The sequence below is a fragment of the Vibrio atypicus genome, assembly GCF_009811315.1.
In the GTDB taxonomy this organism is placed as follows: domain Bacteria; phylum Pseudomonadota; class Gammaproteobacteria; order Enterobacterales; family Vibrionaceae; genus Vibrio; species Vibrio atypicus.
Genome location: NZ_BLID01000001.1, coordinates 794661 through 812243 on the forward strand (window position 1 = coordinate 794661; position 17583 = coordinate 812243).

Genomic DNA, 17583 nt, shown 5'->3' on the forward strand with positions numbered 1-17583 from the left:
ACTCTAAGTAAACCCGTAATTCAGTAAACTTTCGACACGCTAGTTTAAGCCCGCACTATTTAGCGGGCTTTTTATAATTTAGAACAATAAGAAAGTTCGGTTAGGGAGAAATACACTTGAAAACGGCAACTCTGGATAAAAAAACACAGGCATATAACCAGCTTTCTCACGCGGCATTTGTCGATCCTTTTTCATTCTTAGGGCCGTTTCTTGACCCTGAAGATGGCGCTTTGCGTGTATGGATGCCAGGCGCGGATTCTGTGGAATTAGTGATTGAAGGTGAAGAGCGTATTCAACTAGAACGTGAAGATGCGTCGGGATTCGTTTTAAAGCAAGAACGTGATTTACACTTCACCCATTATCAACTTGCAGTCAACTGGGAAGGCACAGAGCAGCTCGTTGATGACCCTTACCAATACCATACCATTTACGCAGAGTACGATGACCTGCATACGCCTAAAGAAATGTACAAGCACATGGGCGCGCAATTCATTACTCTTGAACGCGATGGCAAACAGATTTCTGGCACACGTTTTCTCGTTTACGCTCCTCATGCTACTGCTTGCAGTTTAGTCGGTGACTTTAACCAGTGGGATGGGCGTCGTACCCCAATGCAGCGTCTTGATTACGGAATTTGGGGTCTGTTTATACCTAACCTGCCAGAAGGCTCTCAATATAAGTTCGAACTGAAAGGTCCAAATGGGGAAGGCTTACCTCATAAAGCCGACCCTTGGGGGGCGTACTCTGAGCAATACCCATCATTTTCGTCGATTACTTATGACCATGACCGATACGCATGGCAAGATGATAAATGGCAGACTCGTCCAGTAACCGAAAAGCGCAAAGAGGCTCTTTCTTTCTATGAGTTACACGCTGGTTCATGGCGTCGCGACGACAATGGTGATTTCTTAAATTACCGAGAGTTAGCCGATGAGTTGATCCCATACCTAGTAGAAATGGGCTATAGCCATGTAGAGTTGATGCCTGTTTCCGAACACCCATTTTACGGTTCGTGGGGTTATCAACCTGTAGGCTTATTTGCGCCAACTAGCCGTTACGGTTCACCTGATGATTTCAAATACTTTGTCGATCAGTGTCACCAAGCGGGTCTTGGCGTGGTGCTAGATTGGGTGCCAGCGCATTTTCCATCGGACGATCACGGTTTGGCGAACTTTGATGGTACGCCGCTGTTCCATGATCCTGATCCTCGTCGCGGTTGGCACCAAGACTGGAATTCTTACATTTACGATTTAGGCCGTGAGCACGTCCGCCGCTTCCTTGTTTCTAACGCTCTGTATTGGTTTGAGCAATTTCATATTGATGGCATTCGTGTTGATGCGGTTGCTTCAATGCTGTATCTCGACTATTCACGTAGCCACGATCAGTGGATTCCGAATGTGGATGGCGGTAACGAGAACTATGATGCGATTGCGACACTAAAATGGATGAATGAGGAAGTGTATAAGTACTTCCCGAATGCGATGACGATTGCTGAAGAATCAACGGCATTCCCAGGCGTTTCTGCACCAACGTTCATGGGCGGCTTAGGCTTTGGCTTTAAGTGGAATATGGGGTGGATGCATGATTCACTTTCTTACATTCAAGAAGACCCTGTCCATCGTAAATTCCACCACAATACGATCACTTTCCCATTGGTGTATGCGCATAGCGAGAACTATGTGTTGTCTCTCTCTCATGATGAAGTTGTTTACGGTAAAGGCTCTATTCACAATAAGATGCCGGGTGACGAATGGCAGCAAACGGCTAACTTACGAGCGTATTTGGGTTATATGTACGCGCAGCCGGGTAAAAAGCTGAACTTCATGGGCGCTGAGCTTGGTCAAACTGCTGAATGGAATCACGATGATCAGTTGCAGTGGTTCTTACTTGAGTTTGAGCGTCATCAAGGTGTACAAGCACTCACGCGTGACCTCAACATGCTATATCGAAATGAAAAAGCAATGCATGAACTGGATTGTGATCCATCAGGCTTTGAATGGCGATTGCAAGATGCTGCTGATGCATCAATTTTGGCGCATGAACGTATCAGTGAAGAAGGTGAACGCATTCTTGTGATCAGTAACTTTACACCTGTTCCTCACGAGTCGTTCCGCATTGGTGTTCCTAATCAAGGTCGTTATGAGTTATTACTGAATACGGATGCGGCAGAATACAATGGTAGTGACTTTGCTGTGAAAGCGAATATTCAGACTGAGAGTGTCTCAAGTGAAGGTCTTGAGCAATCTCTATTGATCAGCTTACCTCCATTGGCGACAGTCTTTTATAAGCTAAAATAAAACACATCAGTTAAAGTAAAAAGCGCCCAACTCATGTTGGGCGCTTTTTTTATATATGGCATGTCAATACCAATATCGTTTTTGTCTCATTTGTACAACGCCTTTAATTAATCAATATTAATAAATCAATTGTATAACTCTTATTGAAGTTGGAATTTATAAAACTACAATGTATTGATAATAAAACACTGTTCATATACTGAATGGGCAGGTGGAGTTTTGATTGATATAGCCAATAGGTCAAAACAAAAACATGGAATGTTTCTAACTTTTATAAAGGTAATAGAATGAAGAAATATTTAGTGCCGCTGTTGGTTTGTTCGGCAAATGTTGCTGCTTCAGAATTACAAGTGTCTGTGGATCTGTTAGATGGTACTTACGTAGGGGAATCTAAGTATTATTACGACTTGCCCTACAGTGACTTGCCGGGTTTTTATCATCAAAAGAACAGTGTCGAGTGGGGCATTGGTATCCAGTACATCCATGATTTTGAGAATTGGGATGCAATGGTTAAGTTTTCAATGGGGGATTCAGAACTTCGCCATTCACATACTTGGGAAACGGGCGCTCGTTACCGTTTAAATGAAAGCCATTGGTTTAGCGCACGTTGGAAAGGAACCTTTGCTAAGGAAGAGTATCAAATCGATGATCGCATCATTGATCCAGAGCATCAAAACTCAATCACTAATGGTGAGTGGGCGATGTGGGCGATTGGTCGCTATCAATATAACCTACAGCCAAACTTTGATTTGCCTTTATACCTAGGTTTTGAAGCTGCAACGGATTTAAACGATCCTGCGCTAATGCAAGATAAGCTCGCAGGCTTTATTGGTTACCGTTCTGATCAGTATTTTGCAGAAGTTCGAGCGGGTGAAGATCTGATTTTTGCTACATTTGGTATGAGCTTCGATATGTTTTCCGATAATAAAGAGTCATAATGGTGATTCAACATCACTAGCTACGAGTTTAAGGAAAAACCATGGAACCGAGAATTAGTATCATCACTTTGGGCGTCAAAGATTTAACCCGTTCATTCCAGTTTTATTCTCAGTTGGGTTTTCCTTCCTCTAAGACACCAGAAGATGGCATCGTCTTTTTTAAAACTGGTGGTGTTTGCCTTGCTTTGTACCCTTTAGAAGCGCTGGCGGAGGACGTTTCTCCACAAATGGCTTCGACACGTGAAGGGTTTAGTGGTGTAACACTCGCGCACAATACTCGCTCCAAACAAGCTGTTGATGATGTACTTGCTTTAGCCGTCGGCGCTGGAGCCAAGTTAGAAAAACCTGCGCAAGATGTGTTCTGGGGTGGGTATAGCGGTTATTTCTCTGATCCTGATGGCTATTTATGGGAAGTCGCTTATGGAGATTGCTGGGATTTCAATGATGATGGCTCGTTAGTTATTGATTAGTGACGGAGAGCTAGGATGAGCTTGCTTGGTATCCATCATGTTGCGGTAATTTGTTCTGATTATCATGCATCTAAACGTTTTTACACGCATGTACTCAAACTAGAGGTGCTTGCGGAGAATTACCGGAAAGAAAGAGATTCATACAAGCTTGATTTGGCATTGCCTGACGGTAGTCAAATCGAGCTGTTTTCATTCCCTCACCCACCACAAAGACATTCCAGGCCTGAGGCTCGAGGATTAAGGCATTTGGCTTTTAAAGTGGACTCTGTTGAACAGTATGTTGGTTATCTTAAAAGCCAAGATGTTCTCGTAGAGCCGATCCGAATCGACGAGTTCACAGGTAAGCCGTTTACCTTTTTTCAAGATCCTGACGGCTTACCACTAGAGCTTTATGAAGTGTAGTTAGTCGGCTAACAGTTGCTGCTGAATAACAGTGAACACGCCGGCTTCAACGTTACTTGGTGCGCCAAAGCGAGCCGTTTGTTTGACGACTGGGTGAGCGTTCTCCATCGCATATGAATGATAGCTTGCCTTGAGCATTTCTAGATCGTTTAAATAATCCCCAAAACTCATCGTTTGCTCGTAAGTAAAATCTAAGCTGTTTTGTAGGTGCTCAATAGCCGCTCCTTTTGATGCTTGAGCATTCATTACGTCTAGCCAGATCTTTGCACTGACAACAACTTGATGCGACTTGCCAAAGGCTTGATTGATGGTTGGGTAAACTAATTGTTCAGAACCATCAAAGTGGCAAATCGCGACTTTAATAAAATCATCTTCAACAGCTAATAAGTCTTCAACGTATTGGCATCGGTGATAATACTTAGCAAATTCTGCCAATGCTTTTGGATCTTGGGTCTCTATGTAAGCGGATTTTTTGCCACAAAGCACAATATGAGCACCTTCAATCGCGCGAGCTTCTTTAATGATGCTTTCAATAGAAGGTTTGTCAATTTCACAGCTATAGAGCTCTTCGCCTTTGTGCATGACAAGCGTGCCATTTTCGGCGATGAACATCATGCGATCTTTTACGGGTGCGAACGTTTCAATCAAGCTGTAATATTGGCGCCCAGAAGCCGCAGCAAAAATGATCCCTTTTTCTTCAAGTTGTTCATATAGGTTGAAAAACTCAGGGTTGAGTTGACTGTTTTCATCAAGCAGCGTGCCATCCATATCGGCGGCAACGAATTTAATAGTAGATTGTGACATAGTGTTTTCGGAGTGAGTCAGAGGACTTCAGTAATTGGAATTCACTCTCTAAGTTACCTGAGTATATGGATTGCTCAAGTGATTTCGCGCAATGAAAATGCCTTATCTTTGTTGGTAAGGCATTTTCATGGTTTTGTTTGTTAGGGATTGTATCAGCAACGCTTGCAAATCAAGCGAGTATAAGAATAACCGGAGCTTTGAGGATCAAAATCTTAGTGCCACGCCAGCATAATAATTAACGTCGTCTTCAATACTGGCATCTGTTTTCTTGACCCCAACTTTCAGTTCAATAAATTGCCAGTAATGGGAAGCTTCCAAACCGTAGATAGGGCTGTATTCATCACTACTGAATTTGTGGAAGCCAGCGATTGGAGAGATAAAAAAGCGATTTACAAGGTAAAAGCTTGGTTTAATGTTTACACCGTAGGAATAGTGGGACTCGTATCGAGTGTAATCGAGTTCATAACCAAAATTCATCTCATTTCCAGTTGAAAACTGAGCGCCGTATTGGATAGAACCTTTAGAGCCACTAAAAAAGCTATCGACACCGAGGTATCCGGTTGAAATATTATTTGCCAAGACTGGCATGCTGAACAGCATAAGTATGAGTAGCTTTTTCACTCTAATATCCTCAATTAAAAACTTTTCTTATAGTAAAAGGCAACAGATTTAGAGTCTTTGTATGCTTACAAATCTTACTTGGTTTCTTTCAATTCTTACCTAAGCATCTTTCCAGCTAAGTTAAAATATAACGGTTTGTATTTAGAGCAATCTAGAGGTCATGAAGTTGAAAAAGTTACTATTGATTATGGTGTTAATGTTTTCTTTTGGTTCTGTCATTGCGTCAGATGAGGTAGTCATTGAGGTAGGGAAAACGACAATTAACGAACTTAAACAAGGTTATGGAGAGCCCAAACAAACCGTCACTATCGAAGAAGTTGATCTTCTAATTTATCCTTATGATGATCAGCACGATCTTACCTTTACTTTTAGCAATGAAGTGTTGGTCGAGTACCAATTAGCAAAATGGGATATAGACGGTGAAGTAACGGTGACACCAATCAATTAGGTGTGTGCTTACTATTCGGTTTGTATTTAGATAAAAAAGCAGGCCACTAAGTTCTCCCCCGAAAAACTTAATGGCCCGCAAAGTCTAAGTTGCTAGAACTAGCGATTTAGAAGTTGGTGTTTAGGAAGTAACACCTTTATTTTTTTGATTTGGTTATCACGTTTAAACAGGTGTCCGCTAAGAGGTGCGCTTAATACTAAGCCATCAATTTGCTGACTGCTCCCATCCGTAAAGAAGCACGTTACGCTTGCAGTATCCGCGAGCTGATAAATAAACGGTACCTGACAGTAGGTAAATGCCAATTGGTTTGGTTCTACTTTATAGCTGCACTGTTCACCCAAAACATTGAGACAGTTGAACTGAGCATCTTCGGTTAAGAACTCTTGCTTGGTCAGCAATGTTGGATTAATGCCAATGGTTCCATTTTCGACTTCGATGCCTAGCTCAGTAAATCGGGTGATAACTTCTTCTTTCACCTGACCTGTCATACCTGGTTGCTGAGCACCTGCTTGTTTCGGTGTATGCGAATATGGGTCTGTTGGGAAGGCACCGTAGTTATCTGGTGTTTTGTTAAAACCAATGCCTGCACGTACCTGATAGTAGTAATTCGCCAGCTTAGCGGTTTCTTCACTGTTTGGATCGATGTCGCGTGACGCTAGGTAGTTTTCTTGCACAGCCAGTAGCAGTTTAGAAACCATGTGCCAGTAGATACAACCTAAGCCTTCGTAGCCAAACATGGTACCTGAGCGGCCTGTGAAGGCTTTGTGGTTGAAGACCTGCTCATATAGGTCATATACCGACTCTAACGCTTCGTCATTCAGCTCTTTGTACTCGTTATCACCAATAGACGTTAATACCGCGGATAGGAAATCGGCATTTTCAAATGTTGGGTTAAAGTGTACTTGACCCATTGCGTCTTGATTGATGATACGTTGATCACCCGCATTAAGCATGGCTGAAAGCAGTGGTGAAGCCGCGATTTGTTCAGCATCGATTTGGTTCTTAGCCATGAAGCTCGGAAGTTCACGATCAGGGTAAAGCATAAAGCTGTGCTGATCGGCGCGGTACATGCCACTTGAAAACAGTTGATCAAGCAATGCGACTGCTTCTTTTGGAGAAAGAACACCAGAGCTTAGAGCTGCAACTTGGCCTTCTAGCATAGGGTAGAGTTCTTCAATGTTTAGGCTTTCACCAGTGTACGTGACGATATTGTAGGCATTGAACAATCCATCTTGGCGTAAGTTATTGTTAATGCTTGAATCTAATACATCTAAGCTGGTGGCGAGCATTTCTTGGATTGCACTGAGCTCAACTTGAGTTTTGCCCGAGAAGCCTTTCATACGATAAACGCGGTTGCGGTAGAGCTCGAATGCTTTTTCTAGCTGAGTCAGAATTGCTTTGCGAGTTTGACGTGTAACGGTCTCTTGACGGATTTCTTTGTTCGCGTCTTGTAGAACTTTATGAATGGATAGCATCCAATCCAGCACTTCTTTCGACATAGAAATCGCGTCTGGCGCCGTTTTTAGTAGTTCCATAGTAAACGCGACGTAACGACGCATGTAGTACAAGGTGACCATAGATAAGCCGTTGCCGACAATGGCGTTGTTAGCGTCGTTCCATTCTGGTCGTTGGGTATTGAGCCAAATACCGCCATCAATGACTAAGTTGCTCAACTTAGACAGTAAAGGAACGAGAATTTTTTCCGTTAGGTTAACCATATAAACTTGGTCGCCACCTTCCACAAGCAGACGACCATCGCTGCCCAATGTATCGACACGTTGTTCGATTTCGTCTTGCAACTCTTGATCAAATGATACGGTATCTTTTGGATTAACAAATAGCTGCTCTACTGAACAAAGCTTGTAAGGGACATTCGCGTAGCTGTAAATATCACTTGTTAACTGAGCCGTCAGTTCGTCACCTTGATATTGCTTCGCCAGTTCTAGGAATTTAAGCAAATAAATGATTTGGTGATCGCCCCAGTAGCCAATATTGCTCCAAGGATCCTCAGGCTCAAGCAGTTCCCAGTCGATGCCGTCTTTAGTAATACGATATGGGTTGTAACCGTCAATGGTTGAGGCATTCACAAATTTCGCGATGAAAGATTGAATAAATCCTGGGTAGCTTAAAGCGATGGCTTCCCAGTTTTGGAAGATATCGCGCCAGTTACCTTGATAAGAGAGCAAGCGCTCACCATTTTCGTCTTTTAGTTTGATCTCATAATGGTTCCAAGGGCGGCTAGGATCGCCATGACGACGGCCGAAAGTTAGGGGTAGATACTCATAACTTAAGCGAACCAACTGCGGGTCTTGAGCTTTTTTCGCGGCTTCGACAAGTTCTGCATGAGTGAAACTGTCTGGCAAATCAGCAAAAAAAGCGTGGTGCTTTTCAGCAATCTGTTTGTTTGCGTTATGCAGCGTTTTCACTACGTCTTGTTTATCTAAGTCGTAGTTATTCTCAATCACACCACCACGCATGTTGTTAAACAGCACGTTGGCGTAATGGTGCACACTGGTACTTTCTTCGTTAGTTAACTGCCATGCATCTGCGCCTGACATCAACTTAACCAGATCATTTTGATTATCGGCGATACTTTGCTCAACGGTTAGACGTAGATCTGCGGGTTTGTCTAAAAGGTCAGTGAGTTCACAGACTTCTTTATGGTTTTTATCGATATCAGCTACGATGGCCCAGCCTTGATTCTCAGTCGGTTTCAAGCTGAGCGTTTTGTGAATGAGGTAGCTGCCGCGAACGCCTTTAGTGAGTGGCTCTTGATGGATAGCTCGACCTTGACGGAATGCGCCTAGTTGTTCACTGCTAAGAAGTAATTGGTGCTCACCTTGGTCTAGAGCGAAGACTGTCGTTGCAAGTAGAGATTCTGCAGGTTCAGCTCGGTCACTAAGCTTAGCGTACATGGTGTAAAGAGCGAGCGAAGATGAATCAACACGTTCGTTCCATTTGTATGCGTCAACCAATGCGCTGCGTGTTTGCAGTGCCGATAAAGGAGCACCAGAAGGGAGCAGGTTTTGTACGCCATCGATTAATTCTAGATTTCGCTGCTCGTTACTTAAGTTAGTAAACTCACACTGGCGGACAAAGCCATAGCGCTCACTGGTACTCCAACTGTAGCTAAATTTTAGCTCTAGAGAGTGGTTAATCTCTTCAAAAACGAGCTTGTCCCCCACGGTATTTTTGTAGAGATTACGTTCAGTCTTGTAAAGACCATCGTGATGAGGGTTGAATGGTTCCCACAGTACGGCACCGTCCCCTCTTTGCACCCTAACGATGGTTTTTGAACCAGTATTGTCCGCACTTTCATGAATATGATCGACAGATCGGTATGGAAATAGCGCATTTTCAGGGCGAATTCGACCTGCAGATAAGCTACCCGTTGAAGAGATGAACAGCCAATGGTCGCTTGCTGAAACAACACTGATGAAAAATGGTTTCATTTGGTCGACGTTGCTGATCTTATAGAATCGCTCGCCTTCTAAATCGACGAATTGACCAGTGACAGGTAAGTGAGATTGATACTCAAAAGTCATTATTTTGTTCCTTTTTACTTACATGCCGTAGATTTTGGGCAATAGAGACCCTAGCCAAGCTGCAGAGAGATTATCTCTGCGAGCTTGGACTGACATGTATGTTTGAATACGTTATTTAATTAAAGGTGGTGGCAGCGTGCATAATGGTCTTCTCCCACCTTTGTTGGCTCTGGGATCGACTGGGTACATTCCGCAGTGGCTTTAAGGCATCGGCTTGCAAAAGGGCAACCGACGCTGCTTGGCTTCCATAGTGGTATCTCACCTTTTTTTGCTTCTAACTCACGTTTTCCTGCTTTACCGACTTCAGGAACAGCAGAAAGAAGCAGTTGAGAATAAGGGTGCTGCGGATTTTGTGTCACGCTATCGCTGTTACCCCATTCCACCATGTGCCCTACGTACATTACTGCGGTTTTCTCTGCGAAGTAACGCGCAGTCGCGATGTCATGCGTGATGTACATGAACGAAATGCCATGCTTGTCTTTCAAGTCTGACATCAGGTTTAAGATGCCCAGTCGAACCGAAACATCCAGCATCGAAATCGGCTCGTCAGCAAGGATGACTTCAGGATCAACTGCAATAGCACGTGCGATTGCAACACGCTGACGTTGACCACCACTCAATTCATGAGGGTACTTCTCTGCGGTCTCTTTGACAGGTGACAGACCGACCAGATCGAGTAGCTCATACACTAACTGTGGAATGGCTTCTTTATCTGCTCTGTTGTGAATCATCAACGGGCGAGCGATATGGTGATAAATGGTATGAACTGGGTTTAAAGAGCCAAATGGGTCTTGGAATATCATCTGAACTTGGCGCGCATATTCAAGCTCACCATGTTCTTCGATATATTCGCTTAGCTCTTGGCCTTTGAATTCGACTTGTCCATTAGTTTTATCGTAGATTCGCGTCAAGACGCGCGCTCCAGTGCTTTTCCCTGAGCCTGACTCACCAACAATCGCAAGAGCTTCACCTTTGCGTAAATCGAAAGATACGTCATTTACGGCGCGCATCAGGTTACTTTTAACCGATTGACCTAGCGGGAAGTCTTTGACCAAGTTTTTAACTGAGAGAATGACCTCAGGATTTGTTGCTTTTTCCATGTTTCTCTCCTGTTAGACGAGGTGGCAAGAGACTAAGTTGCCGTTATCAACGCGTGCTAATGTCGGTTCTGCTTGCTTACACTGGGTAAAGCATTCACTGCATCGCTCTTGGAAATTACAGCCTTGAGGGATTTGCAGCAGGTTGACAGGGTTACCAGGTATGCCGTACAAGCGTTCCTTCGGCCCATGGATGGTCGGAAACGATGAGATAAGGCCTTTAGTATATGGATGTTGAGGATCGCCAAAGACTTGTTGAGCGTCCCCGAGCTCAATCAGGTTACCCGCATACATGACACCGATGCGGTCAGCAATCTCACCCATCAAGCTCAAATCATGACTGATGAATAAAATAGAAAAGCCAAACTTGTTTTTAAGTTCGTACAGTTCATTAAGAATTTCACGCTCGACAACCACATCGAGTGCTGTTGTTGGTTCATCCATGATGATGAGTTTAGGTTCAAGAGCCAAAGCAATGGCAATCACCACTCGTTGGCGCATGCCACCACTTAATTGGTGAGGAAAACTTGCCATGCGGTCGCCGTGAATACCCACGATATTGAGCAGTTCTACCGAACGTTCATGAGCTTGTTTGTACGGGATCTTGCGGTGCGCCAGGATCACGTCAGTTAATTGCTCACCAATAGTAATGACTGGGTTGAGTGAGTTCATCGCACTTTGAAAGACGACAGATACATCATTCCAACGAAACTTACGTAGTTGGCGATCATTCATCTTTAACACGTCTTGGCCGTTGTAGATGATTTCACCTTCCGAAATCAGAGCCGGAGCCTTATGCAGACGAGAAATCGCAAAAGCTAATGTACTCTTACCACAACCGGATTCGCCAGCAATACCAAGAGTTTCACCAGGAGCAATGGAAACGCTGACATTATTGACCGCACGAGCTACGCCATTTGGTGAGACATAGTCAACGCATAGATTATTGATTTCTAGTAACTTACTCATCTTAGACCTCTGCGTTTATCAGCTTCTTTTTTCAGTTGATGCCATAGTTTGATGTGTGGGCCAGTACGCAGTTTCGGGTTACTGACTTGGTCAATAGACATATTGATTAGGGCTAGAGCGCCCCCCGTAATTGCAAGAGCCATTGCCGGAACTAACATCTCCCACCATGCACCAGTGTAGAGTGATGATGATGTCTGAGCCCAATAGAGCATTGAACCCCAGCTCACTTCCGTCGCGTCACCCAATCCAAGAATCCCTAGGCCAGCTTCAGAACCCATTGCGTAGATAACGGTGCCTAAGAAACCACCAAATACGATTGAGACTAGGTTCGGTAAGATTTCGACTAGGATGATGCGGATTTTCGACTCACCCATAACTTCAGCTGAAATGATGAACTCTTTGCTTCGAATTGCCATTGTCTGTGCCCGAATTACCCGCGCCCCCCAGGGCCAGGAGGTGACCCCTAGCAGTATGGTTATCACCAGGGACCCGACTTGCCCCAAAAATGCGGCGAGTACGATCAATAATGGAAGCTGAGGGAAAACCAAGAAAACATTGGTTAAAAAGTTCAGACGGTCATCGATTTTGCCACCAAAGTAACCAGAAGAAACGCCGACAATGACTGCCAAGCTCATCGCAATCACACCTGCAGATATCGCAACAGACAGTGATTTGCGTGCGCCGTATAGAACCTGGCTATATACATCTCGACCACTTCGAGTTGTGCCTAAGTAGTGCTCTGCACTTGGTGGCTGGTGTGGGCGAGCCACGCGCTTTTCTGGATTGTGGGTTGCGAGTACTGGAGCAAAGATAGCGCCAGCAAGTACGATAGAGAGCAACAAGCCGCCGATGATCGCTGGTGGATTGCCGTAAAAGAAAGCGTAAGCTTTACCCAATGTTTTCTTAATTTGTTGCCACGAAAACTTTGATTCACGTTTAGTCAAAGCATGGGCAGAAGACGACGTTGTGTTAATGAGTTTGTCCATGATGCACCCTTAATTCGAAATACGTGGATCGAGCCAAACATAGAGCAGGTCGGCGATGAAGTTGGCTGTTAAAACAGCTGATACCAGAATCAACAGAATGGCTTGAATGAGTGGGTAATCACGTGCCACGATACCTTTAAGCAGAATGTTGCCAAGGCCCTGATAGTTAAAGACCACTTCAGTCATGATTGAACCAGCAAAGGAAAAACCAATCGCCATGGCAATCGCAGTTGCAACTGGCAATATCGCGTTGCGCCCTGCGTAGCGAGACATTACGCGGTATGTGCTTAAGCCTTTTGCTTCCGCCATTGTGACGTAGTCTTCACCCAGTACGTTGATCATCGCGTTACGCATGTTAAATACCCAAGTTGAGATGCCAACGATGACCATAGAACCAACAGGTAAAACGGCGTGTTTAGCGACACTGGAAATAAATTCCCACGTAAACCCAGGATCGAGTGAAGGGTCGTAGGTATACGCTAGGGGTAATACTTCCAGCTTTAAGCCGAAGAAATAAAACAGTAGAAGTGCAGTAACGATATAAGGGAAGTTACTGATAAAAGCTAATACTGGTGGGACAACCTGACCGAAGAAGCCTTCGCGTCGGTAAGAGGCATAAGTACCGATACTGACACCAATAATAAGTGCCACGATCAAAGAGCCCAATGCGAGGAACATAGTCCAAGGTAGTGCGTTAGCGATAACGTCAGAAACACTAACAGGAAACATTAGGACTGAAGGACCAAGGTCTAGAGTGAAAACACTCTTAATGTAAGCGAAGTATTGCTCGAAAATGTTGCCATCAACGAAACCGTACATTTCACGGACGGCATCCATTTGTGCTGGATCCATTCGGCCTTGCGCAGCAGCAAATAGCGCATCGACAGGGTCACCCGGCATTAAACGTGGCAGCATAAAGTTGAAGGATATCGCAATTAAAAATGCGGTGAAATAAAAGCCAAATCGGCGAACTAAAAACGACATAACGAACCTTTTTAATCTAGGAGCCCAACCTAAGTTTAGGCTCCGTGTATTTGCTAGTGATAAAGACTATTTAAGGTGTAGGTTGTTAAGAATAATTACGCGCTTACCGCCGTCGTACCATACTGGTTGAACGTATGGGTCTTTCTCGCTAGGCCAACCCACCACTTTTTTAGTGCTGTATTGGAACCAAGTCGCGTTAGAGAACAGTGGAATAAATGGCATATTCTCTGCTGTGTATTCTTGCAATTCAGAGATGATTGCTTCTTGTTTCTGAGGGTCGCCAATCTTACCGAATGTGTCGATTAGCTTGTCGATCTCAGGTGAGTTTACACCGTGTCCCGCGTGCCAAGTTTTACCGATTCTTGATGTAGAAAAGTACTCTTGGTAAGCAAGAATTGGGTGCGTTGCAACAAGTGACCAGTTGATTGACATGGTGTAGTTACTCTCTTTCAGGTTTTTATCGTAAACCGCCCAGTCAACCGTCTTCACGTTCGCTTTAATACCCACTTCATCGAAGTATTCTGTCACCATTTGAACGACTTGAATCCAGTCTGTCCAACCGTTTACTACTTCGATATCAAAAGAGATATCTGAACCATCAAGATTGTCACGGTAGCCATCACCGTTTTTATCAACCAGACCCGCTTCATCTAGCAGTGCTTTTGCCTTATCTGCATCGTATTGGGTTAGGTTGCCGTATTTCTTATTGACGCCTTGGTCTATGTGGCTCTTATATAGTTCCGCGATGCCGCCTACGTTGTAGTTGACCGTTGGGTAACCATAAGCTGCGATATCGACAATCGTTTCGCGATCAAGAGCCATAGAAAGTGCTTGGCGAACACGAAGATCATCGAATGGTGCTTTCTTGGTATTGACGTAAAGGTGAATCGCGTCATTTGCTGGATACCAGAAATGGTTGTTCGCTTTGTCTTTTTCTACAAATGTTGCTTCAACATCGGCAATAAAGTTTGAACCCCAGTCAATCTCACCTTTGATTAAGGCTGGTTGAATTTGTGAGTTATCGTTGTAAGAACGGAAATTCACGCAGTCAAGGTATGGACGACCTTCCAAGTAATAATTTGGGTTGCGACACAGTTCCATTTGCTGTGGCTTGAGGAATTTAACCTCAGTCATTGGGCCGCTGCCGACAGGATTTGGGTTGGTAAAGGTAGTAAGGTCGTCAACTTTTGACCAGATGTGTTTTGGCACAATATGGTAACGCTCTAGGTTCCAAGCGAACGTAGAATCAGCTTCGTTTAGTTCAAATACGACGGTTTTTTCATCTGGTGTTGTGATTGATTTTAGGTTTTTACCAGACCAGATGCCTTTTTGATCGAAGGCTGGAACATCTTTTGTTAGTAGGAAACTGAACGCAACATCTTCAGCAGTAAGAGGTGTACCATCAGACCACTTTAGGTTATTACGCATTTTAACCGTCAGTGTTTTTAGGTCGTCTGAAAAAGCGAAAGACTCAGCTAAACGAAAATCCGTTTCACCCGTCATGTTGTTGAAAACCATAAGAGGCTCAAACATGATGCCATGTAGAAGATCTTTCGTTGTGTATGGGTTGTAGTTGTCGACAAAGCCGGTGTTTACGATAGGAACCGTAAGCGTGCCCCCTTGCTTGATACCTTCCGCTTGCACAACCGCAGTGGAACAGATTAATCCAGTAGCAAGTGTCGCGATAAGAGTTTTCTTCAGCATCACATTGTCCTTGTTAAATTAGTCATTTTTATTCATCCCCCGGAAGCGAATTCTATAAGAAAGCGCTTTCTTGATTCTGTTTTATCTTGTTCGTAGGGATACTTCAAAATTTTGTCTTAAAAACAGACGATAGATCACAGTTCCCAATTTCGCAAATAAACGGGTATTAAACTGATTTTTTGGGAATAAAAATTTTATATTTCATGTACTTATAATTAAATTTGGTTTTTCTGGTAATAATGCTGTTTGTGTATGTAAAGAGCAAATACCTAGGTGTTTTTTCTGAATAACGCTCGATCTTTAGAGCTCGATCACTCTTTTCCACATAATTTATTTGCTTGTGTTCACAAAAATAGCCAAAAGAAAAGAAACCGCTTTCTTTGGGAGCGGTGAAGAGTAAAGTTCTTGCAAAAGGGTGGATGATTTCAGGGGGAAATATGATTAAGTTTTGGAATGGGAATAAATCTCCAGCGAGGCAAGCATATGAGTATGACTTGCTAGAATGCTTGTTTGAAAACTCCGGTATGTTTGAACTGATAGACAACGATGTTACCGACTATCCTTGCGCGGAAGATGAAGGGGCTGTGTTAGATAAAGGTGCGGACATCCTTGTGACAGTGGCGGGAAACAGCAAGTTTGCGGGTAAACGTTTGATTGAAATCAAACAGCCGCTTTGCCGTGGTCTGCTGGGCTGGAGGTTATGTATCGTCGCTCAAAAAAGAGTGGATGAATTTTGTTCGTTATCCTTACGGGAATTACAGCAAAAAAGAGTGGGTGTACCTGACACTTGGGTTGATGCCGAGCTCTTTCGTGCTAACGGTTTTGATGTCCTAGAAGCAGGGACGTTGGATGATATGTTAGGTTGGGTTGCCGATGGTACGGTCGATTTTATTACTTTGGGAGCGAATGAGGCGGAAGATATATTGTCGAGGCAAACAGTGAATCGATCTGATCTAGTCATTGAACCAACGCTCGCTATTTATTACCCGTTTCCATTGGTATTTTATCTAAACCAACATCAACCAATGTTGGCAGAACGCTTGTGTGAGCAGTGGGAAGCGAAACAAACCGAGATTTCTTCTCTATTCGATCAGCATTACGGTTCGGTGATAGAGCAAGCTAAGTTAGACAGTCGCAAGAAGCTCACTTTACAAAATCCATTATTGCCGGCTGGCTACGAAGTTATGTTCGAGTTGAGTTTAAATAACGTTAAGAAGTAGAGCACGCCCTAGTAGTAAGATCAAAAAAGAGCAGGTGATACCTGCTCTTTTTTATGGTAACTGATATTAGACTCGACCGACGGAATCGCGATCGATCAGTTTAGGGTGAAGCTGCTGTTTGATTTTAACTTCAGTTTCTTGAACCATGGCCAACACCCCTTTGGCTGCTTCTTTCCCCATTTCTTCAACAGGAAAGTTAATGGTCGTTAAACGCGGTCTTATATGAGCGCTGTGGTAGTCATTATCGAAACCAACGACAGAAAGCTCTTTACCGATGATGATTTCTCTCTCTGCTGCGACGTCATAAACTGCGAGCGCAATATTGTCGTTTTGGCAGAATACTGCGGTAATGTCTGGCGCGCGGTCAAGTAATCGTCGGGTTCGGTCATGGTTGCCATCGTGGTCAAAGCGTCCTTCTATCACATAGGAAGGGTTATAAGTGATGCCCGCTTCTGCCAACGCCAAGCGATAACCTTGTAAGCGTTCTCGGCTATCACCTTTACTCAGTTGACCTGTAATACAAGCGATATTCTTATGACCGTGATCGAGTAAGTGCTTTGTTGCCAGATAGCCACCCAGTTCGTTGTCAATATAAATACAATTATCTGAAATATCAGGGATATAGCGATTAAGAATGATCGTTGCAGGCGTATTTTTAACCACATCAATCAATTCGTCATCAGAAAGTTTGTCTGAATGCAGAATAAATCCGTCGACACGCTTAGAACGAAGAAACTCAATGGAATCTCTTTCTTTGGTGTGTGACTCCTGGCCGCTAGTGACGATCAGATGATTGTTGTTTTGACGAATAGTGTCTTCAGTATGATGCATTAGCGGCCCATAAAATGGACCATCCAGTGAACCTACCAACATTCCGATACTGTTTGAGCGGCTTGATGCTAATGCTTGAGCAAACGCATTCGGCTTGTAACCTAGTTGCTCAATAGCGGCAAAAACTTTCTTACGGTTTGCGTCTTTGACTGTCGGGTGGTTATTGATTGCGCGAGATACGGTAGCTTGGGACACTTTAGCTAACTCAGCGACTTCTTTAATCGTAATCAAGGCATTAACTCATCTTTAAGGGGGAGGTAGCATCTA

The 17583-nt window shown here is 43.9% G+C and carries 15 protein-coding genes; 6 read left to right on the plus strand and 9 right to left on the minus strand.

Annotated features, from left to right (window positions below):
- Positions 1–116: 116 nt before the first annotated feature.
- The 4 genes from glgB to gloA2 all read left to right on the plus strand — a co-directional run bounded on the left by glgB (position 117) and on the right by gloA2 (position 4107).
- Positions 117–2297 (plus strand): 1,4-alpha-glucan branching protein GlgB, encoded by a 2181-nt coding sequence (gene glgB, locus GVO60_RS03560; protein ID WP_159651215.1) that lies wholly within the window; start codon positions 117–119, stop codon positions 2295–2297.
- A 287-nt stretch (positions 2298–2584) separates the two neighbouring features.
- Positions 2585–3235: a hypothetical protein gene (locus GVO60_RS03565; RefSeq protein WP_159651216.1), complete on the plus strand. Its 651-nt coding sequence runs from the start codon at positions 2585–2587 to the stop codon at positions 3233–3235.
- A 41-nt stretch (positions 3236–3276) separates the two neighbouring features.
- Positions 3277–3705, plus strand: a complete 429-nt coding sequence (locus GVO60_RS03570) for a VOC family protein (protein WP_159651217.1) — start codon at positions 3277–3279, stop codon at positions 3703–3705.
- A 15-nt stretch (positions 3706–3720) separates the two neighbouring features.
- A complete protein-coding gene (gloA2, locus tag GVO60_RS03575; RefSeq protein WP_159651218.1) occupies positions 3721–4107 on the plus strand; it encodes an SMU1112c/YaeR family gloxylase I-like metalloprotein in 387 nt (128 codons plus the stop codon).
- Here gloA2 and GVO60_RS03580 read toward each other — a convergent pair whose 3' ends face one another.
- Both GVO60_RS03580 and GVO60_RS03585 read right to left on the minus strand, forming a co-directional pair.
- Positions 4108–4911 (minus strand): Cof-type HAD-IIB family hydrolase, encoded by an 804-nt coding sequence (locus GVO60_RS03580; protein WP_159651219.1) that lies wholly within the window; start codon positions 4909–4911, stop codon positions 4108–4110.
- A 204-nt stretch (positions 4912–5115) separates the two neighbouring features.
- Positions 5116–5532 (minus strand): hypothetical protein, encoded by a 417-nt coding sequence (locus tag GVO60_RS03585; protein WP_159651220.1) that lies wholly within the window; start codon positions 5530–5532, stop codon positions 5116–5118.
- Between the two features lie 166 nt (positions 5533–5698).
- Between GVO60_RS03585 and GVO60_RS03590 the strand changes: the two genes are divergently transcribed.
- Entirely contained in the window at positions 5699–5980 is a 282-nt protein-coding gene (locus GVO60_RS03590) for a hypothetical protein (protein WP_159651221.1), read from the plus strand.
- A gap of 98 nt (positions 5981–6078) precedes the next feature.
- Here the strand turns inward: GVO60_RS03590 and GVO60_RS03595 are convergent, their stop codons facing one another.
- The 6 genes from GVO60_RS03595 to GVO60_RS03620 form a co-directional block, all read right to left on the minus strand.
- A complete protein-coding gene (locus tag GVO60_RS03595) occupies positions 6079–9525 on the minus strand; it encodes a 1,3-beta-D-glucan phosphorylase, GH149 family (RefSeq protein WP_159651222.1) in 3447 nt (1148 codons plus the stop codon).
- A 119-nt stretch (positions 9526–9644) separates the two neighbouring features.
- Positions 9645–10625 carry an ABC transporter ATP-binding protein gene (locus GVO60_RS03600; RefSeq protein ID WP_159651223.1) on the minus strand — a complete coding sequence of 327 codons (981 nt, stop codon included), beginning with the start codon at positions 10623–10625 and terminating at the stop codon, positions 9645–9647.
- A 12-nt stretch (positions 10626–10637) separates the two neighbouring features.
- On the minus strand, positions 10638–11591 hold the full coding sequence (locus GVO60_RS03605) for an ABC transporter ATP-binding protein (protein WP_159651224.1): 954 nt from the start codon (positions 11589–11591) through the stop codon (positions 10638–10640).
- The gene (locus GVO60_RS03610; RefSeq protein ID WP_159651225.1) at positions 11588–12577 is read right to left on the minus strand and encodes an ABC transporter permease; all 990 of its coding nucleotides are present in this window, start codon (positions 12575–12577) and stop codon (positions 11588–11590) included. The genes GVO60_RS03605 and GVO60_RS03610 overlap by 4 nt, the downstream gene beginning before the upstream one ends.
- A 9-nt stretch (positions 12578–12586) precedes the next feature.
- A complete protein-coding gene (locus GVO60_RS03615) occupies positions 12587–13561 on the minus strand; it encodes an ABC transporter permease (RefSeq protein WP_159651226.1) in 975 nt (324 codons plus the stop codon).
- 66 nt (positions 13562–13627) lie between these two features.
- Positions 13628–15265, minus strand: a complete 1638-nt coding sequence (locus tag GVO60_RS03620) for an ABC transporter substrate-binding protein (protein ID WP_159651227.1) — start codon at positions 15263–15265, stop codon at positions 13628–13630.
- Positions 15266–15702: 437 nt separating this feature from the next.
- On the opposite strand from GVO60_RS03620, the gene GVO60_RS03625 reads away from it, so the two are divergent.
- A complete protein-coding gene (locus GVO60_RS03625; RefSeq protein WP_159651228.1) occupies positions 15703–16485 on the plus strand; it encodes a type 2 periplasmic-binding domain-containing protein in 783 nt (260 codons plus the stop codon).
- Positions 16486–16551: 66 nt separating this feature from the next.
- Here the strand turns inward: GVO60_RS03625 and GVO60_RS03630 are convergent, their stop codons facing one another.
- Complete coding sequence (locus GVO60_RS03630) at positions 16552–17547, minus strand: LacI family DNA-binding transcriptional regulator (protein ID WP_159651229.1); 996 nt, start codon at positions 17545–17547, stop codon at positions 16552–16554.
- Positions 17548–17583 lie beyond the last annotated feature (36 nt).